General features: G+C 59.3%; 22 protein-coding genes and 2 tRNA genes. 9 read left to right on the plus strand and 15 right to left on the minus strand.

The genetic code is table 11. The features are described 5' to 3' along the window. Positions 1-3: 3 nt before the first annotated feature. Complete coding sequence (gene coaBC, locus E5K03_RS10145; protein ID WP_138006732.1) at positions 4-1158, minus strand: bifunctional phosphopantothenoylcysteine decarboxylase/phosphopantothenate--cysteine ligase CoaBC; 1155 nt, start codon at positions 1156-1158, stop codon at positions 4-6. A 2-nt stretch (positions 1159-1160) separates the two neighbouring features. Continuing rightward, positions 1161-2240, minus strand: a complete 1080-nt coding sequence (locus tag E5K03_RS10150; RefSeq protein WP_138006733.1) for an NAD(P)/FAD-dependent oxidoreductase — start codon at positions 2238-2240, stop codon at positions 1161-1163. 166 nt (positions 2241-2406) lie between these two features. On the opposite strand from E5K03_RS10150, the gene E5K03_RS10155 reads away from it, so the two are divergent. The 4 genes from E5K03_RS10155 (at position 2407) to E5K03_RS10170 (ending at position 5253) form a co-directional block, all read left to right on the plus strand. Continuing rightward, positions 2407-3084 carry a class I SAM-dependent methyltransferase gene (locus E5K03_RS10155; protein WP_138006734.1) on the plus strand — a complete coding sequence of 226 codons (678 nt, stop codon included), beginning with the start codon at positions 2407-2409 and terminating at the stop codon, positions 3082-3084. A gap of 103 nt (positions 3085-3187) precedes the next feature. Continuing rightward, positions 3188-4216 (plus strand): NAD(P)/FAD-dependent oxidoreductase, encoded by a 1029-nt coding sequence (locus E5K03_RS10160; RefSeq protein WP_138006735.1) that lies wholly within the window; start codon positions 3188-3190, stop codon positions 4214-4216. A 147-nt stretch (positions 4217-4363) separates the two neighbouring features. Continuing rightward, positions 4364-4434, plus strand: a tRNA-Gly gene (locus E5K03_RS10165). 231 nt (positions 4435-4665) lie between these two features. Beyond that, positions 4666-5253 (plus strand): response regulator, encoded by a 588-nt coding sequence (locus tag E5K03_RS10170; protein WP_138006736.1) that lies wholly within the window; start codon positions 4666-4668, stop codon positions 5251-5253. Positions 5254-5477: 224 nt separating this feature from the next. Here the strand turns inward: E5K03_RS10170 and panB are convergent, their stop codons facing one another. Beyond that, a complete protein-coding gene (panB, locus tag E5K03_RS10175) occupies positions 5478-6290 on the minus strand; it encodes a 3-methyl-2-oxobutanoate hydroxymethyltransferase (protein ID WP_138006737.1) in 813 nt (270 codons plus the stop codon). 146 nt (positions 6291-6436) lie between these two features. On the opposite strand from panB, the gene E5K03_RS10180 reads away from it, so the two are divergent. Both E5K03_RS10180 and E5K03_RS10185 read left to right on the plus strand, forming a co-directional pair. Then, positions 6437-8167: a PAS domain-containing protein gene (locus E5K03_RS10180; RefSeq protein ID WP_138006738.1), complete on the plus strand. Its 1731-nt coding sequence runs from the start codon at positions 6437-6439 to the stop codon at positions 8165-8167. A gap of 64 nt (positions 8168-8231) precedes the next feature. Continuing rightward, positions 8232-8492 (plus strand): DUF5822 domain-containing protein, encoded by a 261-nt coding sequence (locus E5K03_RS10185; protein ID WP_138006794.1) that lies wholly within the window; start codon positions 8232-8234, stop codon positions 8490-8492. Here the strand turns inward: E5K03_RS10185 and nadE are convergent. Then, entirely contained in the window at positions 8441-9235 is a 795-nt protein-coding gene (gene nadE / locus E5K03_RS10190) for an NAD(+) synthase (protein ID WP_171006668.1), read from the minus strand. The genes E5K03_RS10185 and nadE overlap by 52 nt on opposite strands. A 263-nt stretch (positions 9236-9498) precedes the next feature. Here nadE and E5K03_RS10195 point away from each other — a divergent pair, with 263 nt between their 5' ends. After that, positions 9499-10035, plus strand: a complete 537-nt coding sequence (locus E5K03_RS10195; protein WP_138006740.1) for an HTH domain-containing protein — start codon at positions 9499-9501, stop codon at positions 10033-10035. A gap of 22 nt (positions 10036-10057) precedes the next feature. On the opposite strand, the gene E5K03_RS10200 is transcribed toward E5K03_RS10195, so the two are convergent. The 8 genes from E5K03_RS10200 to E5K03_RS10235 all read right to left on the minus strand — a co-directional run bounded on the left by E5K03_RS10200 (position 10058) and on the right by E5K03_RS10235 (position 17660). Next, positions 10058-11122, minus strand: coding sequence for a CNNM domain-containing protein (locus E5K03_RS10200; RefSeq protein WP_138006741.1), 1065 nt, complete (start codon positions 11120-11122; stop codon positions 10058-10060). Positions 11123-11225: 103 nt separating this feature from the next. Further along, positions 11226-12590 carry a restriction endonuclease gene (locus E5K03_RS10205; RefSeq protein ID WP_138006742.1) on the minus strand — a complete coding sequence of 455 codons (1365 nt, stop codon included), beginning with the start codon at positions 12588-12590 and terminating at the stop codon, positions 11226-11228. A 106-nt stretch (positions 12591-12696) separates the two neighbouring features. Continuing rightward, positions 12697-12900 (minus strand): hypothetical protein, encoded by a 204-nt coding sequence (locus E5K03_RS10210; protein WP_138006743.1) that lies wholly within the window; start codon positions 12898-12900, stop codon positions 12697-12699. Positions 12901-13089: 189 nt separating this feature from the next. Beyond that, complete coding sequence (locus E5K03_RS10215) at positions 13090-13659, minus strand: HAD family hydrolase (RefSeq protein WP_138006744.1); 570 nt, start codon at positions 13657-13659, stop codon at positions 13090-13092. Between the two features lie 2 nt (positions 13660-13661). Then, positions 13662-14789, minus strand: coding sequence for an acyl-CoA dehydrogenase family protein (locus E5K03_RS10220; RefSeq protein WP_138006745.1), 1128 nt, complete (start codon positions 14787-14789; stop codon positions 13662-13664). 44 nt (positions 14790-14833) lie between these two features. Continuing rightward, on the minus strand, positions 14834-15853 hold the full coding sequence (locus E5K03_RS10225; RefSeq protein WP_138006746.1) for an AIR synthase family protein: 1020 nt from the start codon (positions 15851-15853) through the stop codon (positions 14834-14836). Next, the gene (locus E5K03_RS10230) at positions 15850-17067 is read right to left on the minus strand and encodes an alanine--tRNA ligase-related protein (protein WP_138006747.1); all 1218 of its coding nucleotides are present in this window, start codon (positions 17065-17067) and stop codon (positions 15850-15852) included. The genes E5K03_RS10225 and E5K03_RS10230 overlap by 4 nt, the downstream gene beginning before the upstream one ends. 71 nt (positions 17068-17138) lie before the next feature. Further along, complete coding sequence (locus E5K03_RS10235) at positions 17139-17660, minus strand: helix-turn-helix domain-containing protein (RefSeq protein ID WP_138006748.1); 522 nt, start codon at positions 17658-17660, stop codon at positions 17139-17141. Positions 17661-17739: 79 nt separating this feature from the next. Between E5K03_RS10235 and E5K03_RS17230 the strand changes: the two genes are divergently transcribed. Beyond that, positions 17740-17880, plus strand: coding sequence for a hypothetical protein (locus E5K03_RS17230; protein WP_171006669.1), 141 nt, complete (start codon positions 17740-17742; stop codon positions 17878-17880). Positions 17881-17933: 53 nt separating this feature from the next. Here E5K03_RS17230 and E5K03_RS10240 read toward each other — a convergent pair. Beyond that, positions 17934-18018 (minus strand) — tRNA-Leu (locus E5K03_RS10240). Between the two features lie 182 nt (positions 18019-18200). Between E5K03_RS10240 and E5K03_RS10245 the strand changes: the two genes are divergently transcribed. Next, entirely contained in the window at positions 18201-18761 is a 561-nt protein-coding gene (locus E5K03_RS10245) for a DUF420 domain-containing protein (RefSeq protein ID WP_138006749.1), read from the plus strand. Between the two features lie 8 nt (positions 18762-18769). Here the strand turns inward: E5K03_RS10245 and E5K03_RS10250 are convergent, their stop codons facing one another. Together E5K03_RS10250 and E5K03_RS10255 are read right to left on the minus strand one after the other, a co-directional pair. After that, positions 18770-20893 carry a beta-glucosidase gene (locus tag E5K03_RS10250; protein ID WP_138006750.1) on the minus strand — a complete coding sequence of 708 codons (2124 nt, stop codon included), beginning with the start codon at positions 20891-20893 and terminating at the stop codon, positions 18770-18772. 103 nt (positions 20894-20996) lie between these two features. Continuing rightward, positions 20997-21758, minus strand: a complete 762-nt coding sequence (locus E5K03_RS10255) for a halocyanin domain-containing protein (RefSeq protein WP_138006751.1) — start codon at positions 21756-21758, stop codon at positions 20997-20999. Between the last annotated feature and the right edge of the window lie 106 nt (positions 21759-21864).

Here is a 21864-nt window from a genome sequence, read left to right on the forward strand (position 1 = left end):
CTGTCACGACACCGCATCCGCAAGCCGATCGGCGATCGCGCCGGCGACTGTCCGCTTTGAACCAGCGCGTTCGTCCACCGTGGACTCAGTCACGAGCAACACCCGGGTGTCTGCTGCCCCCATGACGGACGCGTCGTTGGCGACGACAAACGAGAGTCCGATGCGAGAGAGAAGCGATCGCGCGTGCGCACACATCGCCTCGTCATCGCCGCTCGTCTCCGCTTTGAACCCGACAAGCGGTAGCTCCGGATGCGCCTCCCGAACAGAATCGAGCAGTTTGGGTGTTGGTTCGAATTTGAGGGTCAACGGTTCACCAGATCTGATCTTTTCAGGGGCCGTCTTAACAGTGAAATCTGCGATCGCCGCGGCCGAGACCACCGCGTCTCCGTCCGCGGCCGCGTCGATCGTCGCCGCCGTCATCTCCGCCGCTGACTCGACTCGTTCGACGCTCGCGTACGGGACCGATCCGCCGTCGTGGACAAGCGTCACGTCCGCCCCTCGAATGTAACAGGCCCGAGCGACCTCGCGACCGGTTTGTCCAGAGGCGCGGTTGGTGAGCACTCTGATCGGATCGATCGATTCGCTCGTTGCCCCGCTCGTGACCACAATCCGTTTGTCTGCGAGAGAATTATTCGTCGTCGCCCGGGCAACCTCGGTCACGATCGCCTCCTCGGTCGCAATCTTGGCTTTGCCTTCCTCGATTCGCGGATCGACGAACTGCACGCCCCACGATTCGACCCGATCGATTGCATCGAGCACGCCCGGATGGTCGTACATCGGCTCGTGCATGGCGGGGGCGATCACCACCGGCACGCCAGCGCCGAGCGCGGTCGTCGCAGTCGTCGTCACCGGGGTGTCGTCGATCGCTGCGGCGATCTTCCCGACGGTGTTTGCGGTCGCCGGCGCGATGAGAAACACGTCTGCCCAGCCGTCGCGACCGCACAACTCGACGTGTTCGACGCGGCCGGTGATCTCGGTAATTGGGTCGTGGTCGGTCGCGAATTCAACGGCCCACGGGTGAACGATCGACGACGCGCTCGGGCTCATCACTGCTCGGACTGACGCGCCCTGTCGGCGGAGCTCGTGGGCCAGTTCGACGACTTTCACGGCCGCGATACTGCCTGTGACGCCGAGCGCGACGTTGACCCCCGACAGCATGATCAGTCGTCCGACTCTGCGGCTGCTGGTTCAGCCGCGCTCGCAGCCGCGCGTGCGCGATCAAGTTCCTCGAGATAGTCGTCAGCGTCGATCGCCGCCTTCGAGCCCATGCCACCAGCGGTGACGGCCTGCTGATAGTGGAAGTCGACAACATCGCCCGCGGCGAACAGCCCGTCGACACCGGTTTTCGTTTGGCCAGCGCCGCGGCCACCTTCGGCGATGATATAGCCTTCCTCGTCGGTTTCGACGTCGAGATCGTCGAGATACGCCGTGTTCGGCGTGTGGCCAATCGCATAAAAGACCGCGCCAACGTCGAAGTCGAACTCTTCGGTTTCTGGGTCGTCCAGCTTCTCAGTTGGGTGTCCCTCAGGATGGCGAACAAGCGTTACTGACTGCATGCCGTCTGCTTTCGAGCCATGGAGTTCGATCGCCTCGGTGTTCAACATGAGTTCGATCTCGCCGGCTTCGACCTTCTCCATTGTGCGATCGATCCAGACGTCTTCGGCACGGAACTCCTCGCGGCGGTGGACGAGATACACTGTCGAGGCGAACTTGGTGAGGAAGTTTGCTTCCTCCATCGCGGCGTCGCCGCCGCCGATGACCATGATCTTCTCGTCGCGGAAGAATGCCCCGTCACAGGTCGCACACGTCGACAGCCCGTATCCCATGAGATCCTCCTGACCGGGAATGTCGAGCGTGCGCGCGGATGCCCCGGACGCAGCAATGAACGCGTCGCTCGTGTACACGTCGCCGTTTTTCAGTTTCACGCGAAACGTCCGATCGGCACCTTCGCCGACGGGAGTCACCGATTCGATGATCCCGTTTTTTGTCTCCGCGCCGAACTTCTGCGCCTGCTTTTTCATGTTTGTGATCAGTTCTGGACCCGAAACGCCCTCAGGGAACCCTGGATAGTTCTCCACGTCCGTCGTCAGAGTGAGCTGCCCGCCGGGCTCGTCGCCTTCAAAGATGAGTGGATCGTTATTCGATCGCGCCGCGTAGATCGCAGCACTGAGTCCCGAAATACCGGTGCCTGCAATAATCAGCCGTCGATGTTCGACGACATCCGTAGCGTCTGCTGTCATATATTTACCTTCGCTAGCCCCCGGTTTGTAGGTTGTGCTCTCGTGCAGTAGTGTAGTCATTACACACAACTACTGGCAGCAGCACTTGGCTAAACAGCGTCCGGTCCTACACGAACCGATCGCCAACGCTTATCGGGTCGGAGAGGGTCCTCTCACGTAGACGACGATGGGAGGCGGCAATCAGGAGCAGGCAGATCCAACGACTGCGTCAGTCCGAGCGACGTATGACCGGATCGCCGATCACTTCGCGACAACCCGCGAGCACCCCTGGCCGGAAGTCGTACAGTTCGTCGAACGGGAGGCATCTCGATGTGGGGGTTCGCTCAGTCGGGCGATCGACATCGGGTGTGCGAACGGAAGACATACACAACTACTTGCCGATCACGGCGCAGATCCGGTCGGTATCGACGTCAGTCGGGAGCTGTTGCGGGCCGGCCAGCGCAGAGCGGCCGACCGCGGATTTCGTGCCGCGTGGGTCTGCGGAGATGCTGGCCGGTTACCGATCGTCGACAATACCGCTTCGATCGCGATCTACGTCGCAACGCTGCATCACCTGCGGCCGCGGGCAGTCCGCATCGAGAGCCTCAATGAACTGGCTCGGGTGCTCACAACAGGCGGGCGGGCACTGGTGAGTGCGTGGAGTACCGAACACGATCGATTTGACAGGACCGAGGGGTTCGATACAACTGTCCAGTGGACGCTGCCTGGCGGCGAAACAGTGCCACGATTTTATCACATCTACTCGCCCGATGAGTTCCGCGAAGACCTCCGCTGCAGTGATCTCTCGGTGATCGATATCCAGATATCAAGCGGCAACTGCTACGCCACAGTCACCGCACAGTAATTTATTTCATAGCGGTAATGTAACGATTGTACAACTCCGTTGTGCAGTCTCTGTGCACATGTCACCGACCATTTATCCCAATAGGGTTACTATCCGTTACTACATGAGTGAGACGGATGCGGACGGACGTGAGGATCGATCGTACGAGGTAGCTGTCGTCGGTGGCGGACCCGCAGGGCTCACGTCGGCGTTGTATACGACCCGGCTTGGACACGACACGGTCGTAATCGATCGCGGCGGCGGACGGGCAGCGATGATGCTTGACACCCACAACGTAATCGGGGTCACCGAAGAGACATCAGGCAACGAGTTCCTCGCTACGGCTCACGAGCAGGTGCAATCGTACGGCGCGGACGTCGTTCGCAACCTCGTGACTGATGTCACTCGCCGTGAGGACGGCCGTTTCGAGCTTGCTACGAACAACAAGGCGTTCACGGCCGATCGGGTGGTCTTTGCGATCGGATTTGCTGATGAGCGTCCCGAGCCGCCCTTGCCACGAACTGGACGAGGACTGCACTACTGCCTGCACTGTGATGCGTACATGTTCATCGACGAGTCGGTGTACGTGATGGGCGTCGGCGAAAGTGCCGCCCACGTCGCGATGATCATGCTCAACTTCACCGACGAGGTCGATCTACTCACCCGCGGCGATGAGCCCGAGTGGAGCGAAGATACCCAGCGGCTGCTTGACGGGCACCCAGTCGACGTGATTCACGAGGATATCGTCGCGATGAATAAAGGCGACGACGGCTGGCTGGAGAGCTTCGAGTTCGAGGATGGAACTGTCCGCGAGTACAAGGGTGGGTTCCCGATGTACGGCTCGAAGTACAACAACGAGTTGCCGGCGTCGCTCGGCTGTGATCTCACTGACGACGGCACGGTTGCGGTCGACGACCACGGCCGGACAAGCGTTGACGGGGTGTACGCTGTCGGCGATATCACGCCCGGACACAATCAGATACCTGTTGCGATGGGTCAAGGAGCGAAGGCGGGGCTCGCGATTCACAAAGAGCTTCGAGAGTTCCCGCGATCGATTGAGGAGCTGGAAGCCGAGGGGGCGGTTGCGGAAACTGAGGTTCCGAGTGTTTCGCCGTCCCTGCAGAACGCGGCTCGGATGTTTGGCGATGACTGATTGGTGACGGTTTGAATTCGGTCCATGCGGTAGTCGATCGAAACGCCGAGAATGCGGTAGTCGATCGAAACGGTAAGGTACAAATCCTTCCCTCGAAAACAATTGCGTGAACACGTCGACACGTGATGTGTTGATGTGTGTTCGATCGCGCCGGTGGTCTAGTGGTAGGACCTGAGCCTTCCAAGCTCATGGCCCGGGTTCAAATCCCGGCCGGCGCATTTTCTGCCGAGCGAAGCGAGGCGAAAATCGCCACGGGCTTTGAAGTAGAGAAAACGCGCACAGCGAAGCGAGCACGTCTTCGCGTGGGTCAAATCCCGGTCGGCGCACTCCATACAGTCCTACGCAACTGTAGTCTTACTCGCATCCCTCGCGAGATTCCCGATCGCTCTTTGACGTACACTCTCGGATTCGAGCCAAAGTGTTATTATTGGGTACGATCTAATTATCGGATGAATAACACAACATGTACCGATTTGAGACCAATCGTGCTTATCGTCGACGACGATCAAGACACTGCTGCGCTGTACACTGACTTTTTATCCGAGGAGTACAGGGTTCGGACCGCATATTCTGGAGCGGATGCACTGGATCTCGTGGACGAAGATGTCGATGTTGTGTTGCTTGACCGAGATATGCCGGGTGTGTCTGGCGACGAGGTGTTACGGACGATCCGGGAGCGTGAGCTCGGCTGTCGAGTCGTCATGATCACGGGAATTAAACCTGACATATTGGTGCTTGACCTTCCATTCGACGACTACGTTGTCAAGCCCGCATCCGGCGATCGGATCCGTGCTGTGGTTTCGGCGATGCTCGTCCGTAATAGGTACGACGAAACGATACAAGAACTGGTCGCACTGACGTCAAAAATGGCGACGATCGAATCCAAACTGAGCATTGCCGAACTAGGAGAAAGCCCTGAGTATGCAGCCGTTGAAGCACGCTTTGCCACCCTGCGAGCCCAAGCCGAGTTAGGAAAGCCGACCGACGACTTATATACCGAGTTCACCGCTGAAAAAATACAGGCGCTGTTCAGCTAAGAGACCACCAATCCACGATTCGGTCAGGTGCCCGCCTCGAAGTGATCATCTCTCCGCTTGGATTAGTACCTCGATAACCTAACTGCTGTGGCTATTTTCACACCGACACGCAGCTCGTGTGTATGAGCGACGACACAGACACACGCACATACGAGGTTCGGGATATCCGACAAACTGCTCGAACAGGCAGTTGATTTCCACACGTATCGCGGACCTGCTGGGGACTAGTATAGCTCGTCCAGTTCGGGATCGCTGCGGCTGTGTTCATCTGCCGGGAACTCGCCGGTTTCGACGGCCTCGCGGTAGCGATCGACCGCCGTCTCCATCTCAGCTTTCACATCGCCGAACTGTGCAGAAAACGGCGGCGATCGATCCGCGAGTCCGAAGACGTCGGTGATCACGAGCACCTGGCCGTCACAATCAGCACCTGCGCCGATCCCGATCGTCGGGATTGACAGCTCAGCAGTCACCTGCGCTGCAACGTTCGCGGGAATATGTTCTAATACAAGAGAAAACGCGCCTGCCTCTTGATGGTCGCGTGCAGTTGCAAGCAGTGTTCTGGCGGCGTCGACCGTCGTTCCCTGCCGACCGTACCCGCCGAGCTGATTGACGCTTTGGGGCGTTAATCCGAGGTGTGCCATCACCGGAATACCCAGCTGTGTCAGCCGTTCTGTCAGCTCGACGGTGTGGTGGCCGCTCTCGATCTTGACCGCGTCTGCGCCGGCTTCTTTCAGCATCCCACCGGCGTTGTGAATCGTTTCAGCCTCGTCGACCCCAAAAGAGAGAAACGGCATGTCGGCGACGACGAGCGCGTTTTCGGTCGCGCGGGCGACCGCTGCAGTTCGGTTTTTGACCTCTTCGATCGTCACCGGGAGCGTCGACTCGTAGCCGAGCACCGCGTTGCCCATGCTGTCGCCGACGAGGATCACATCGATTCCCGCTTCATCGATAACCCGTGCGGTGGGCGCGTCGTAGGCGGTGAGCATGGTGATTGGCTCGGAACCGGCCTGTTCGCGGAGCCCCTGTGTCGTGACCATGCTCATCGTTCGATCGCCCGCGAATAAACCATCACGGTTTTGCCCGACACTGTTGCCACTGGGATTAAAGTCGGTGCGATGTGTCGGATATACCATGACAGGGGCAAACCGTTGATTCCGCCAGTGATCCCGGCTACAGATACTGAATGATGCCACATCGCCAGATCGAACCGCTCGTCGTTCACACTGTGGATCGTATTAGCTACGTCAACGAATCCTTCCTCTCGCTGTACAATATTCGCTCACGAGACGAGGTTATCGGTCGATCGATATTCGAACTCATTTCGGAAGCTGATTGTGAGCCGATAGCCGAACAGTTTGACCGACTCATCGACGGGAGTGCCTCGGCACGTGGACTCACTATCGAGCTGAAAATGAACGGTAAGCGAGGGCCGCTAGTCGTTGCGTTGAGTTCACCCGTTACGTGGGACGACCGTAAGCACATTCAGACCACATTCATTGATATCTCCGAGCGGCTATCCGTGTCAGGGTTGCCAGATTACGCGCTAAATGAGGTCCCCACTGGCATTTCAATTGCTGATATCACACGAGACGATCAGCCACTCATTTACATCAACGACATGTTTGTCGAGCTAACTGGATATCCTCGCGAAGAGGTGATCGGGACAAACTGTCGATTTTTGCAGGGCGAGCGGACCCGTGAAGAGCCAGTTACGAAAATGCGTGCAGCGATCGAGGCCCGCGAACCCGTCACTGTCGTGTTGCGTAACTACCGAAAAGACGGTTCCATGTTCTGGAATCGAGTAACCCTCACTCCTATCGCGGATGAAACGGGAACTGTCAGGTACTACCTCGGATTTCAAGAAGACGTCTCTGAGCAGAAACTGTATGAAAAAGAGCAGGCGATATTCAAAAAACACGCCGAGGCAGCAGAGCAGGCGATATTCATTACCGATAGAGCGGGAACAATAGAGTACGTCAACCCCACCTTCGAGCGGATGACGGGCTACAGCGCCGAGGAGGCAATCGGGCAGAACCCAAAGCTGATCAAATCGGACCAACAGGACGATCGCTTCTACACAGAGCTGTGGGAGACAATCACCGCGGGAAATATCTGGGAGGCTGAGCTCACAAACCGAACAAAATCCGGCGAACTGTACAAGGTGCATCAACAGATCGTCCCGATTACGAACGATCGCGGCGAGATCACTCACTTCGCGGCGATCGAACGCGACGTGACAGATACACGGTTCGCAGAGCAGGTCCTGGACGTGATGAATCGCGTCTTGAGACACAACGTCCGGACGTCAGTGAACGTCATTGACGGGTACGCTGAGCTCTTGGCCAACAACATCGACGACCCAGAACTGCGCGCGGCTGCACACATTATCAGGGAACGATCGGACGTACTTGAAAAGATTAGCGATCGAACCGCCGAGATACAGGAGTTGTTCAAGCATCGCAAGGACGCAAAGTCGCTTCCAGTGGGGAACATTGTGGAGTTTGTCGAACGAAACCGCCAGCGGTATCCGGAGGCAGAGATCGACGTCCAGATCAATGCCAACACGGACATGGAAATCAAAAACGGCGGCCTACTGCAGTCTGCGATTGACGAGGCAATCGAAAACGCCGTAGTTCACAACGATCAGCCGGTCGCAAAGATCGAAGTGCGAGTCTGCAAGTCTGAGGAGACCGCAGACGTACACATTGAGATTGCCGATAACGGCCCAGGAATTCCAAGCGCCGAGTGGGAAATCATCACCGTTGGTGAAGAAACACCGTTAGTTCACAGCAGCGGGATCGGGCTGTGGCTCATTTATTGGACTGTGACTGCGCTAGGTGGGGCTGTCGAGTTGGCTGAAAACGATCCCCGCGGCAGCGTGCTTACCTATCGCGTTCCTGTGGCGATCGACTGACAGCGGTTTGTCTGGACCCGTCTCGAACCGCAACTGCATTGACGATCGGCAGACAAGGGAGGGTGTGCCCGAACTCATCGAACGGACCGACCCCGACGGCGTCGACTTCGGGTGGGTAATGCAGATGACGTTTGTGCTCACGATTCTCGTGGGCGCACCGATCGTCGCGGTCCTGTCTGCCTTCGTTGGCCTCCCCGACTGGGGGACGCGCGCCGTGTTCGCTATTCGAGTCGGCGCGCCAATCTGGCTGTGTACGTCGATCGGGCTGTTCGTTTACGAGCGACGACGCGTTGCCGCCGAGTCGAGCGATGACGCAGACTCGTGACACCGTGTGCACACCGTAGCAACGAGGCTTGGGTCAACGTCAAGTTGATCAGCAATCGTCGCCTCATCTACGTCGTCATCGACGGCAAGCGCCAGCACGCGATCGATTATCTCGTAGGATGCGTCAAGATCGTCACTATCGACGTACGCCGGAAGCACGCCGGGCGTGGCGTCGTCGGTCCGTACAAACGCTGGCACGTCGAGGGCCTCTGCGATCGCGTCTACCTGCGTTCGGAACAGGTGCCCGATCGGTAACACGTCCGCCACGCTATCGTCATGAGTTCGAGAACACCCCAATAACCGTTCGCTGCGGTTGGCCGTACCGACGACGAGCCGACCGGTTTCGGTCCCAACAAGCCACGCCATTGTGGCACGAAGCCGTGCAGCGAGCGTGTTCGCTGTAATTGCGTCGCCGTGCAACGAGACGCGATCGGGAGTGTGCCCCACGAACTGCGTATATAGCGGGTGCAGGTGAACAGTGTCGAACTCGATGCCGAGTGCCTCGGCGATCGCTTCGGCGTCGTGAGCGGTGCCTTCGTGTTTCATACAGGGCATAATGAGCCCATAGACGCGGTCCGCACCGAGGGCCTCCACCGCGAGCGCAGCGGTGACCGTCGAGTCGAGCCCGCCGCCAAGCGTGACGACGATTCCGGTCGCATCAGCTGCCGCAGCGCGATCGCGAAGGAAGCCACTGATTCGATCGACCTCGGTGACCCAGCCGTCTTCGGTGACTGACGTCCCCATATCGTCGGGGGGATCGTCGGGGGATTCGGAACGTGAGGGCGAATATAGCGGTGGATGTCTCATTCAGTTGCGGATGGCCGAAGCGAGCGTAAATACCCTCTGTCAATACGATTTAAGGACGTACATACAATTCTTGCTGTATGAGCGCTATGTTCGGGATATGAGCGCTGAAATACACAGGAATTCCGGGAAATAGACCACGAATAACAGTATAAGGTCTATTAATCCAAACGTTTATTAAATTGAGACTGTTCGAACCGAACATGGCAACTGTTCAGCTGAGTTCGTCACAGAAACGTATTCTCACCGCGCTCGTGAGCCAGTACCGCGAAGGAGACTCGCCGGTAAACGGAAGAACCCTTGGAGAGGCGATCGATCGCAACCCAGGAACGATCAGAAACCAGATGCAGACGCTTCGCGCGATCGGGCTCGTCGAAGGGGTTGTTGGACCGAAGGGCGGCTACATCCCGACGCCGAAGGCATACGAGGCACTTGACATCGAACGGATGGACGAACCCGCCCACGTCCCGGTCGAGCGCGATGGCGTGCCGATAAATGACGTCAACGTTGAGGAGATCGATCTCGCAACGGTGTACAATCCCGACATGTGCCGGGCCCGAGTTGTCCTACGGGGTCCGATCAGCGCGTTCCGCGAGGGCGATCACGTCTCTGTTGGGCCGACTCCCTCAACCGGCCTCCGTATCTCCGGCGTTGTCGACGACACCGACACTGCCGACAACCTGCTCGTCATGGAGATTCGATCGATGGACGTTCCCGGCGAGACGTCGGTTCCTGCCTGATTAGGGCCGCTAACAACGCTATTCACCCCTGTATCCGTCGATCGAGTGGGTCCTCGAGTTCACCCATCACCGCTTCCAGCGCATCTGTCGCGGTGAGAAGCCCAATAACTTCGCCATCGTGTAACACAAGCGCAAGCTCTTGATCTTCTGTCTGGAACTGATCGAACGCGTCGCTGACGGTTGTTCCCGATGCCAGCGTCATCGGTGGTGCCGCAATCTCGGTAAACGAGACGGTTCCATCGAGAAGTTCGTCATAGTGATCGATAATTGATGGTGCGTAGACAATTCCGAGAAAGTCGGTGAGTGATTCGCCCACCAATGGGAACCGGGTGTGTGGCGTGTGACGGATGCGATCGAGGTTTTGTTCGGTTGAGAGCGTCGTCGAGAGGGCGACGATATCCTCTGGCGGTACCATGAGTTCGTCGACGGGGCGGTCACCAATATCAAGGGCGCTCAGGACCTCTTCGCGGCGGTCTTCTGAGACTTCACCCGCTTTGAGGAGTGAATCGATTCGATTTCGCAGTTGGGCGCGCGATTCGAGCGCCTCCTCGCCGGTTTCGAGCCACGCGCCCGTCATCTCGATTCCGAACAGTTTGAGCGTCGCCTTCGCGACGCCATCTCCCAGCGTAATCACCGGAGAGATGAGCCGGTTGAACCAGTACAGCGGTGTGGCGCCATACCGGCACACCATCCGGGAGCGCTCGACACCGAGGTAGGTCGGCGTCTGTTCGCCGTGAGTGAGATGCAAGAGATTGATGATGGCGAACGCAAGGAGTCCGCCGGCACCGATCGACGCGAGCGGCGTGGCGACGAAGTACGGCTCGAACAGCATCGCGAGCGCTGGTTCGGCGATAATCCCAACGGCAATACTGGACGCCGTGATACCGACCTGGCACGTCGTCAGATAGATCTCCAGGTCGTTAGTCATCTTCCAGGCCCGCTCGAGGGCCGCCGTGCCGTCAACGAATTCGTCTTCGGTGAACTGCCGGGCCCGGGTGAGCGCAAACTCGATCGCCACAAAAAATCCGTTTGTCAAAATGAGGAGCACGCCGGCGATAAGCCGGAGTGTAAGCTCGATCGGCGTCATCAGGTACGACTACCACGGGCCCCAACAAAGAAACACAGGGACGCACATCAATCGAACCACGAGAGGGCACCACTAATTAACGAAGGACAGGGGCGCAGACCAATCAAACGACACCGCTCATCATGAGAATCGCGATCGAGGCCACTAACACTGCGAGCAGCCCACCCCCAACGAGCGGCTTGTTCTCCATCGCCTTCTCGTGAATCGGCATCCCAGCGTATTCCTCGCGGAACGCCTCGCGGTTGGCTTCGTCGTAGAAGTACTTGGTTTTCAGGGCGAAGCGCTCTGTAACCGCACAGCCGGTACAGACCGGTTCACCAACCAACCGTTCGGTCTTGCTATGGCTTCCGCAGGCGATCGCTCCACAGTTCGGACAGAAAGTGTAGGTTTCCTCGCCACCGCTTGTTTCGCAGTGAATACACCGGTGGATCCCATCGTCGATTGTCACCCGCGAAGGCCCTGCTGCGTAGTATTTGTACGGATAGGCATATTCACCTAACTCCGTCGTCTGTCTGACCTCAGGGAGGTAGACGGCCTCGATCGACTGCACCGAGATGTCTGATCGATTTGGCTCGCACGTTTTGTTGTACGTGACATTGTTGTCGCCGGTGTAGGTCACTGTCGTCGTGTGGTGCTGTTGAATTCGATCGACTGCCCACTCCTTGTAGCCGGTTTGCGTCTGCCCGAACCGCTGTTCGTCGACCTCGTCGAACAGCGCTGCGAATCGATCCGTGTCGAGATCGATCGTCGTCTGAAGATTCTGGGTGACCAGTGTTGCGACGTCGCTGTCGGCCACCTGCGGTTGGCCGCGATCTGCGTGGACGGCAAACTGTGTGCGATCGTTAATCCGATGAATAACGCCGACGGACGTCTCGAAGACCGCGTTCGTGTCGGCAGTAATCACGACCACGGGTCGAAATGTGACCTGCGAGTGCGGTGCTATTGGATCCGCCGCAGCGATATTCTCAATGTCGCGAAACGCCCCCTGGACGGGTGCGTCGATGTCTGTGGTCGGATCGAACGGCCGAAGCGTCTCCTCACACAGGATCTCGATACGGCCGTTGTACAGATCAAGGCCGATTTCGTCGCCGATCGAGCGGAGGGCGTTGCCATCTATCAGTTCGATCGGGTACGGGTCGTCGTTCCGCCGGAGGCGATCGGCGTACTCCTCAGCCGGGCCAGTGAACCGACCGGTGGTGGCGACTATCCCTCGCTTTGGCCCCGCAAAGTCGAACGTCGCGATCGCCGAATGCAGCTTCTGGACGACCGGTCGGCCAACGGTGTCTGTGTGTTTACACTCCACGACGATCGCTTGCCGCGTTCCGTCGACGACCTCTTCCATGACGATATCTCGTCCCTCATCGGCCGTCCGGGCGGCCTGGCGGACGTTTTCGTACCCGAGGTTCCGGAACACGTCTTCCATGACGTCCTCGAACTCGAACCCCGAGAGCTCGTCGAGTACAGACATCCAGCTCTACGTGACTGTTCGCGTCGAGAATAAAAAGGTGTTACCGAGCGCCGGGCAGCTGTGGGTGTCGACGAGCTAGCGTCGGCGGCAACCCACAGTGATTGGGCTACGTTGTGCCTGCGGTAACGGGATCAGCGATCGCCTCCAGCGTGCGTTCGGTCATCTCGATCGTCTCCGTTTCGTACGTCGAAGCCGGTTCGAGGCGGACATCGTAGAGATGCCAGTCACCAAACCGTGCGGTTACGTCGAGCAGTTCGTCTTTACGGAAGCCGTTGAATGGTTCGGTCAGTTTGTATCGTGTTGCATCCATGTCTGCACGTGGTCATCCAGTGAACTGACACATAAGCGTTTTGTAGATAGTGGCTAGTATTCAGATATTTCCTAATATACACATGAATAGACAGAGGATATGCGCTCATTCAGTCAATTATATATGAGAATATACAACGTTTCGCAATTGGAATAACAGTAGAGATGGCTGTGGAGCGCGCAGGTAGCACTACGAGCGATCGACCCACCGAAACGATACGCTGGCTCGATCGGCGGTTGTCGCATCGCGCTCTGAGTCACCGACAAAAAGCGTCGTCGCGGGCGATCCGCCGAGACGGTCGATCGCCGTCAAGAGCGGCTTGGGATCCGGTTTGTACGTATCGACTGTGTCCCGGCCGACAATGACGTCGACGTGCTCACGGAGGGCGTGCGTCTCGAGGGCGATCTCACAGGCAGCTTCACAGTTGAGTGAACAGACAGCAACGGGCATCGAATCAGAGACAGAGCGGAGTTCGTCAGCCAACGCCAACCGTTGGGAGGTCCGTGCTCCCTCGCGTTCGTGGGCGGCGATCGCTTCCTCGACGCGATCACGGACGTCGTACGCAGAAGCGCGGCCGAGCAGCGTCCATAGCTCCGTACTTGGTGGTTCGACCCCCTCATCGCGGTAGACCGCGAGTACATCCGAGGCGACCGCGTTCCAGTCCACGTTGAGATACACGAGCGTTCCATCAAGATCGTAGACGATCGCCTCGTACTCTTCATCGAAAATCTCCGCCGTTTCCGGCGCTTTCTCGTCCATACTTACTCTACCACGCCGCGGGCGATTATCTCTTTTTGAATCTCACTGGTTCCCTCGTAGATCGTCGTGATCTTCGCGTCTCGGTAGAACCGCTCGACGTCGAACTCGGACATGTAGCCGTAGCCGCCGTGAATCTGGACAGCCTCGTTGGTCACGTCCACCGCCGCCTCGCTTGCGAAGTATTTCGCCATCGACGCAGCGACGCGGTTGTCCTCGCCCGCGTCGTCCAGTCTGGCGGCTTCGTAAACGAGTTCCCGAGCGGCCGCGATGTCGGTTGCCATGTCGGCAAACTTGTGTCTGATCGACTGGATCTCTGCGATCGGGCGATCGAACTGTTCGCGTTCGTGGGCATACTCGCGAGCCTCATCAAAGGCTGCCTGAGCGAGCCCTACTGCCTGCGCGGCGATGCCGACCCGGCCACCCGTCAGGATGTGAAATGCAGCCGACAATCCCTCGCCCTCGGGAGTGAGACGGTTCTCTGCTGGGATGTGGACGTCATCGAACGACAACTGTGTTGTGTCGCTCGCGCGGAGGCCGAGTTTTTGTTCTTTTTTTCCAACCTCGACACCAGGAGCGTCTTTCCGGACGAGAAATTGTGTTATCGATCGATCGTTCTCAGGATCTGTTTTCGCGAAGACGATTGCAACGTCGCCGCGCTCGCCGTTCGTGATCCACTGTTTGCGGCCGTTGAGCACGTACTCGTCGCCCTCGCGGGTCGCGGTGGTCGACATCTCTGCGGGGTTCGAGCCCGCATCCGGCTCCGAGAGACAGAACATCCCAATCGGCCGGCCGGTCGCCATCTCCGGGAGCCACCGCTCACATTGCGCTTCAGTCCCAAACTCCGCGATACACGAGGTTGCCAAACAGTGAACCGACAGCGCAGTTGCGACCGCAAGCTGACCGTACGCCACTGCTTCGTTGGCGATCGCGTAGGTGACCCGATCGGCCTCGTAGCCGCCGTACTCCAGCGGTACGTTCAAGCCCGTAAGATCGAGCTCCGCCAGTCCGTCCCAGGCGTCTTCGGGAAACGTCTGTGTCTCGTCGGCCTCCTGGGCGCCTTCGCGAAGTTCTTCGATCGCGAACTCCCGAACAACCGACCGAATCGTCTCCTGTTCGTCTGTCAGCTCCATACCAACCCGTACGATTCTGAATGAAAAAAGATGAGTGTTTCCGACTACGTGTACTCCCACAGCGGATACAGCTCGTCGCGGCCGGGATCAGCGATCCGCTCACCATCGAGCACGAGCGCACCGTCAGGCTCGTCTGTACCTTCCGCGTCCGTCCCCTCGCGATCGCCGTCGGCTGAGTCGATTGCGTGCCCAATTGTCGCCGCATCAATCGACGCATCCGCGAGCGCCGAGACCACCATCTCGGCCTCAGATGGAGCGACAGCAATAAGCAATGCTCCCGATCCGAAGATCGCGAGCGGATCGACCCCCATTGCGGCACAGATCGTCTCCGTTTCGGGGCGGATCGGAACCCGATCGCGCTCGATCGACAGATCGACACCCGAAGCTTCGGCGAGTTCAACGAGTCCCGCCCGAACGCCGCCCTCGGTCGGGTCGTGCATCGCGCTCGCGTGCTCGCGAGAAATGCGGGATTCGGGAAGAACGCTGATCTCCGCGAAGAACCCCGTTGCGATGTCGATCACGTCCTCGTCGACGCCGCGATCGCGAAGCGTTGACGCGAAGTCGCTTGCCAAGATTGCGGTTCCCTCAATGGCTGCGCCCTTCGTCAACAGGATTCGATCGCCCACAGAGACGCCGCCGGTTGGGACGTATTGATCGGTTCGCCCCAGACACGTCAGCGAAAGGGTCGGCCGAGACAGCTCTGACAGGTATTCGGTGTGCCCACCGACAATTGCCACATCGATCGATTTTGCTGCCGCGTCAAGTTGTGTCGTGAGCGTGTCAAGCATATCCTGATCGTCATCAGGAAGAAAGATCACGTTCGTCAGGAACTCCGGGTCCGCCCCAGAGGCGGCCACGTCGTTGGCCGCGATGTGGACGCCGAGCGTCCCGGCGGATTCGGCGGCCAACGAGATCGGATCCGAACTCACGACGAGCGTCTCCTCGCCGAGATCGATCGCTGCCGCGTCCTCGCCGTAGGCCGCACCCGTGATCACGTCAGGGTTCTCCGCACCAGTTCGTGAGAGGATTCGCGATAGGACGGCGGGATCGAGCTTTCCGATCATCGCCCAGTGCGGAGATACTCGACGACCGCCGCAGGATCAGCACTAAGGCCACCACCCTGTGCGAATGTGGGGCTTCCACCGCCCCCGCCGCCGAATTCAGCGGTCACATCGTCGATCACATCTCCCGCGGCGACATCGCCCGTTGAGGCGACGACCACATACGGCGCGTTGCCCGCTCCGACGGCCGCAATAACGTCGGCGAGATCACCGGCTGCGTCTCTGGCCGCGTCACCGACTTCGTTCGTCTCGAATCCGTCTAGCGTTCCGATCGCCCACGTCGAGTCATCGCGTTGGATCGACTCGAAGGCGGCAAGTTCGCGTGAGATAAGTTCCGAGGTGAGTTGGTTCACCTCCTCGCGGAGCGACTCACGTTCGGAACGCAGCCGCGAAACCGTCTCAGGGAGGTCACCGAGGTTGGTTCCAGCGGCGCCTGCAGCCGACCGTACGGCACCGTGGACCTCAGCAAGGCGATCGATCCCTGTCGGCCCGACGGCAAACTCTATCCGGGTCATCCCCTCTCCGGGATTCGACCGCGAGAGCACTGAAACGGGTCCGATCTCTGCAGTATTTCTGACGTGTGTTCCCCCACAGGCGGCCACGTCCCATGGGTCGTCGTCATCGGCTGCCGCGCCGATCGTCACGACACGAACCTCGTCCGATCCAGCCATCGCCCCCTCCTCAGTTTTGGTGTTGAACGCGATCTCGTCCATCGCGGTTGCCTCTGCTGTCGGCACAGCCTCCCACGAGACGGGTCGAGACTCCCAGACTGCCCGGTTCGTGAGTCGTTCGAGATCGACAAGTACCTCGTCGTCAATGTCGGTCGTCGTAGTGAAGTCGACCCGGACTTTCTGTTCGTCGATATCGAACCCACCGTAGCCGAGATCATCGAGCAGTCGTCGACCCGCACCGTAGAGCGCGTGACTCGCCGTGTGCGCGCGCATACAGTACGTCCGAAACGCGTCGTCGATCACGGCTGTAACCGTCTCGCCCTCCGTGGCATCGATCGGCTCGGCGAGCGTGTGAACGATCCCGTCAGCATCCGCTTGAACGTTGACAACGACGGTCCCGCTGATCGTGCCGCGATCGGCTGGCTGGCCGCCGCTTTCGGCGTAAAAGTACGATTCCGAGAGGACGACCTCCGTTCCCTCAATCCGTTCGATCGTCGCTTCGAACTCCCGAACCGACGGCTCTCGGGCCGCCAACTGGCCTGTCATACCACACCATCAGTGTACCCTGAATAAAAAGATACGGCGATTCGATCAGGGACAGACGGAGCCCAACCGGATCACTCGTCGACAATCTCGATCGACAGCGCTTCTTCGATCGCTCTGACGACAGACCCACCGACTCCCGCACGGGCAGCGCGGCCCTGTTCGACAGCGAGCACCGTGTCCTCGTCGGTATCGAGCCGTTCGGCCAGTTCTTCGACCGTGAGGCCGGCCTCCTGGCGAGCGATTTCGACCTGCTCACCGTAGCCAGAGACGAGGTACGGGAGTCGATCGCGCTCGTAGTTCGTCCCCTCTTTTTCCCAGTGGGTTGAGTCGCCACGGGCCGCGTCGTACACTTTGGCTGTCTTCTGTGCGGCCCGCTTTTTTTGATTCGGCTCAGAGTCGGATCGGTTGCGATTTTGATCGCGCTTCTTTTCGCGTTTGTGTTGGTTGTCGCCGTGGGGCGCACAGGAACCACAGACGAGGAGATTGGCCCCAGCGACGTTTGCCCGCCGCAGATTCGAGCTCTCAGCACCACACAACTCGCAGGCACCGCCATCGTCGCCACCGCCGCCGCGCCCAGTCGAATACTTCGTCATGGTTCGAGATACCGCGTGCTTGCTGTTAAATCCGCGCCTCGGAGGCGATCGGAGCCTGAGAGCGATTGGTATTCGATATATGCATGCGATCGGAGCTGGAGAGCGATCGCTCACCGGGTTTTCAGGCGTTGGGCCGGATGGGGAGAGCGATCGGTCACGGCGCGTCATCACGCGTGGGACCGGATTTGAACCACGGTCGCTCACTTCGTTCGCTCCCTGATTCAAATCCGGCCGTCACGCATACACGTCTCTCACTACGTTCGAGACGAGAGATGCGTGGGACCGGATTTGAACCGGCGGACCTCTACAGGACAGCGCCCTCAACGCTGCGCCGTTGGCCTGGCTTGGCTACCCACGCACAGTGAATTGCTGCACTCGGTGCTATCCTGCCATAAGGTAAAAGCCCTTCCTTTTTCTGCTCCCGTGGGCCGACTTCTCATTGCACAATCGACCGAATGCGTCGGCCTCATTGACTCGATCGGCCACAGAAAATACAGACAGATGCGAACGGTTTTCGACGATGCGAGCCAACAGATACACATGGCGTTTGTCCGTGCACGCGACCACGTCCCCGCACTCACAGCCGCGCTCAGCATCGTCTCACTCGCGCTTGTCTTTGGAGCCGTTGGCGGTGTCATTCCCCAATCGCTCATCCCTGAAAGCCAAACACTACTCTCGGCGATTCCGCACATTAACGTCGTGGTGAGCCTCGCCGCAATTACAACGATCGTCGGCGGATGGCGGGCGATCAAACGCGGCGCAGTACAGACACACAGACGGCGCATGATCGCTTCATTTGCCCTGTTCGCGGTCTTTCTTGTGTTGTACCTCTATCGCGTGACACTGCTCGGCCCGTCACCGTTCCCGGGGCCAACAGCCGTCTATACCTACCTCTATCTGCCAATGCTTGCGATACACATCCTGCTCGCAATCGTTTGCGTCCCGTTTGTTTTCTACGCGCTGTTGCTTGGGGCAACCCGATCGATCCCCGAAATATACGAGAGCCGCCACCGCACAGTCGGCCGCATCGCAGCGTCACTGTGGCTTATTTCGTTTACGCTCGGGATCGCCGTGTATCTGTTCTTGTACGTGATTTACTAGGGCGATCGCTACCGTTCGATCGCCGCCGTCGCACGGATATCCCGCGACGATCGACCGACTTCGACGACGTACTCGCCGGGATCAACTGTCCAACTCTGCTCAAGATCGTACCGCGAGAATGCGAGTTCGTCGAGATCGATTGTCACCGCACGCTCCTCCCCTGGAGCAATTGAGACGCTTGTCGCACCAGCAAACTCCCGGACTGGTCGCTCGATCGTCGACGTCTCAGGTGGCCGGATGAATGCCTCGATGACTTCACGTCCAGTCCGATCGCTCGTGTTTTGAACCGCAACCCGAACGCTCTCATCAACCACAGTCGCCGAACTGTGCGTGAAATTCGCATACGATTTGCCGTGTCCAAAGGCGTACGTCGGCTCGATTTCCTCGCGATCGAACCAGCGGTACCCGACAAAGACACCTTCGTCGTAGTTGACCGTCCTGTCGACGCCGGGATAGCGCCGCTCGTCACTGGCAATCGGATACGTTTCCTCTGGCGCGAATGTGACCGGCAGTCGACCGCCCGGATCAACATCGCCGTACAGCACTGCAGCGATCGCCTCGCCGTGGACTTGGCCGGGATACCAGTTCTGGACGATCGCCGCAACCGACTCACGCCACGGCAACTCGATCGGCCCACCGGTGTTGCAGACAACCACGGTGCGGTCGTTCGCCGCAGCGACCCGCTCGACCAGTTCATCCTGTCGTCCCGGGAGCCGCAGGTCGTCTTTGTCGATCGCCTCGGTCGCCCGATCGCGGACAAACACGACCGCGACATCCGCGTCGGCCGCCGCCGCGACTGCGCCGTCAATGTCTGGCTCACGACCACTGTCGGTCTCATCTGCGCTTTCGCCCGCCAGCAGTTCGAACATCGAGAGATCTGCGATCCGGGGAAGACCGTACGTCTCGGTCACCGTGCCGATCGCCCGGGCGCGGATCCCGTCGATCGGCGCACTCTCCATTTCGGGTGTCGTCTCCGAAGAGCCACCGCCACCCAAGAGCGCAGTGTCGATGTTCGGCCCGATCACGGCGATATCCGCCTCGTCTGCCAGCGGCAGCGTGTTGTCGTTTTTGAGCAGGACAGTTCCGCGGGTTGCGACCTCGAAGGCAAGGTCCTCGAAGTCGCTCTCGACGCTCGCTGTCGTTCGATCGCCGCTCAACAGCCCGATCGAGTCCATCGCGCCCAACACTCGCCGAACCATGTCGTCGAGGCGATCGGTCGAGAGCTCGCCAGCCTCAATCGCAGCGGGCAGCGCCGCATTGAACCCCTCACAGGTTGCAGGATCGGGCATCCCACGGGCAACCGTCTCAGGAATCTCGAACTCCTCCGGAGCTGAGTTGCCTTGATCTGCCGTCTCATCCTCGATACCAGCAGTTTCACCCATCGGAATCGCCGGCATCTCGACGTCTAACCCGCCGCGTGCCGCAGCAACGGCCATCTCGGTTCCGTACCAATCAGAGACGACGTATCCGTCGAACCCCCACTCGTCTTTTAATACCTCGCTCACGAGTTCGTGGTGATCGCTCATTCGTGTTCCATTCACACTGTTGTATGCGGTCATGACCGACCCTGCGCCGGCGTTTACAGCCGCACGAAACGACGGAAGGTACAGCTCTCTGAGCGTTCGATCGTCGATCGAGGCACTGATCGATGCACGGTAGGTTTCCTGATTGTTGGCGACGTAGTGTTTCGGCGTCGCGATGACGTCCTCGGCTTCAATTCCCGAGACGACCGCCGCACTCATTGCCGCGGACAACACCGGATCCTCCGAGAAGTACTCGAAGTTGCGGCCGTTCTGTGGGACGCGAATCAGGTTCGTTCCCGGTGCCAACAGCGCGTCCTGGCCGGCTGATCGCGTCGCAGCGCCGAGTGCCTGGCCGTGTCGCCGCGCAAGATCGGCGTCGAACGTCGCCGCAAGCGCGATCGGGGCCAGAAAGGCTGTCGAGGTCTCCGCTGGAATCCGAACGCCCAATGGCCCGTCGACGAGCGACAGCGACGGGATATCGAGGCGATCGACGCCCTGGATGTACCCCGTTGCACGGCCCTCCGGATCGACAGCACCGTGAGTCAACCGGATCTTTTCGGACCGTGTGAGTTGCGTGAGAAGACGATCGACGCGAGAAGTGTCTGACATGCGTCTGGTTGATCTAACGATCGCGATCGATATGACTCTCAGGGTTTCAATGAGTGTACGCTAACCGCGCCGTGAGAGACTACAGTTTCGACCCAAATGGTGGCTACTGATCCGGCGGTTCTTCACGGTAGACAAATTTGAGGACGATCGCAAACAGCGCCGGCGACAGCAGTGCCATTACGCCCGCACCGCCGATGAGCGCCCCGGTCGAAATCGGGAACGCGGTCCCCGCTGTGCCACTGTCAGCGCGGTCACCATCGCCACCGTCGCTTCCACCGCCGTCACCGTCGCTTCCACCGCCGTCACCGTCGCCACCACCGCCGCCGTCGCCGCCGGCGTCACCCGTGTCGCCACCGATGAGTTCCTCCTCGTCGATGACATCGCCGACGGCGATCGCACCTTTCATTCCGAGCGCCTCGTGAGGCGTACAGACATACTGGAAGATACCTTCATCCTCGAACGTGTGTTCGAAGGTGTGATCGGCATCCTCAACGACTTCGCTCTCGAACGTGCCGTCGACTTCAGCGACGTTGTGGCCGCCACCCTCGCCGGTCCACTCCCACGTCACGGTTGTGCCCGGATCGACGAGCACGGCCGCCGGATCGAACTGAATCCCATCACCGGCGCCGACTGCGACGGTCACCGAGTCCTCGCTGCGGGCGTCGACAGTCCCCTCGTAGTTGTCGACATCCTCGAAAAAGCCGTCGTAGGGATCTGAATCCTGAGCGGCCACCGGGGCGATCGCCGTCGTGCCGATCGCTGCTGCGGCGACTCCCACACGGAGACAGCCGCGTCTCGAGAGCCGTGGACTGTCAGAGTCCGCTGTGTTCGACTCTGTGGTTGATCCGGTCGGTGTCTCGTTCATATCTAACCGCTACACGCATAACCCACTAAGATCGTCGGTTCCTCTCGGTACCCGAGAACATCTCCGAACATATTCGGTTATATCGAAAATACGGGCCGGGCCAATC

Source organism: Halalkalirubrum salinum, from assembly GCF_005543295.1.
In the GTDB taxonomy this organism is placed as follows: Archaea; Halobacteriota; Halobacteria; order Halobacteriales; family Haloferacaceae; genus Halalkalirubrum; species Halalkalirubrum salinum.

What these genes read in the sequence shown, in the direction of transcription:
- E5K03_RS10225 (WP_138006746.1), bottom strand. Translation starts at nt 15,853, where the DNA reads ATGATCGGAAAGCTCGATCCCGCCGTCCTATCGCGAATCCTCTCACGA.
- E5K03_RS10160 (WP_138006735.1), top strand. Translation starts at nt 3,188, where the DNA reads ATGAGTGAGACGGATGCGGACGGACGTGAGGATCGATCGTACGAGGTA.
- E5K03_RS10170 (WP_138006736.1), top strand. Translation starts at nt 4,666, where the DNA reads ATGAATAACACAACATGTACCGATTTGAGACCAATCGTGCTTATCGTC.
- panB (WP_138006737.1), bottom strand. Translation starts at nt 6,290, where the DNA reads ATGGTCACGACACAGGGGCTCCGCGAACAGGCCGGTTCCGAGCCAATC.
- nadE (WP_171006668.1), bottom strand. Translation starts at nt 9,235, where the DNA reads ATGGGGACGTCAGTCACCGAAGACGGCTGGGTCACCGAGGTCGATCGA.
- E5K03_RS10255 (WP_138006751.1), bottom strand. Translation starts at nt 21,758, where the DNA reads ATGAACGAGACACCGACCGGATCAACCACAGAGTCGAACACAGCGGAC.
- E5K03_RS10210 (WP_138006743.1), bottom strand. Translation starts at nt 12,900, where the DNA reads ATGGATGCAACACGATACAAACTGACCGAACCATTCAACGGCTTCCGT.
- E5K03_RS10200 (WP_138006741.1), bottom strand. Translation starts at nt 11,122, where the DNA reads ATGACGCCGATCGAGCTTACACTCCGGCTTATCGCCGGCGTGCTCCTC.
- E5K03_RS10155 (WP_138006734.1), top strand. Translation starts at nt 2,407, where the DNA reads ATGGGAGGCGGCAATCAGGAGCAGGCAGATCCAACGACTGCGTCAGTC.
- E5K03_RS10205 (WP_138006742.1), bottom strand. Translation starts at nt 12,590, where the DNA reads ATGTCTGTACTCGACGAGCTCTCGGGGTTCGAGTTCGAGGACGTCATG.
- E5K03_RS10245 (WP_138006749.1), top strand. Translation starts at nt 18,201, where the DNA reads ATGGCGTTTGTCCGTGCACGCGACCACGTCCCCGCACTCACAGCCGCG.
- E5K03_RS10215 (WP_138006744.1), bottom strand. Translation starts at nt 13,659, where the DNA reads ATGGACGAGAAAGCGCCGGAAACGGCGGAGATTTTCGATGAAGAGTAC.
- E5K03_RS10250 (WP_138006750.1), bottom strand. Translation starts at nt 20,893, where the DNA reads ATGTCAGACACTTCTCGCGTCGATCGTCTTCTCACGCAACTCACACGG.
- coaBC (WP_138006732.1), bottom strand. Translation starts at nt 1,158, where the DNA reads ATGCTGTCGGGGGTCAACGTCGCGCTCGGCGTCACAGGCAGTATCGCG.
- E5K03_RS10230 (WP_138006747.1), bottom strand. Translation starts at nt 17,067, where the DNA reads ATGACAGGCCAGTTGGCGGCCCGAGAGCCGTCGGTTCGGGAGTTCGAA.
- E5K03_RS10150 (WP_138006733.1), bottom strand. Translation starts at nt 2,240, where the DNA reads ATGACAGCAGACGCTACGGATGTCGTCGAACATCGACGGCTGATTATT.
- E5K03_RS10220 (WP_138006745.1), bottom strand. Translation starts at nt 14,789, where the DNA reads ATGGAGCTGACAGACGAACAGGAGACGATTCGGTCGGTTGTTCGGGAG.
- E5K03_RS10195 (WP_138006740.1), top strand. Translation starts at nt 9,499, where the DNA reads ATGGCAACTGTTCAGCTGAGTTCGTCACAGAAACGTATTCTCACCGCG.
- E5K03_RS10235 (WP_138006748.1), bottom strand. Translation starts at nt 17,660, where the DNA reads ATGACGAAGTATTCGACTGGGCGCGGCGGCGGTGGCGACGATGGCGGT.
- E5K03_RS10180 (WP_138006738.1), top strand. Translation starts at nt 6,437, where the DNA reads ATGATGCCACATCGCCAGATCGAACCGCTCGTCGTTCACACTGTGGAT.
- E5K03_RS17230 (WP_171006669.1), top strand. Translation starts at nt 17,740, where the DNA reads ATGCATGCGATCGGAGCTGGAGAGCGATCGCTCACCGGGTTTTCAGGC.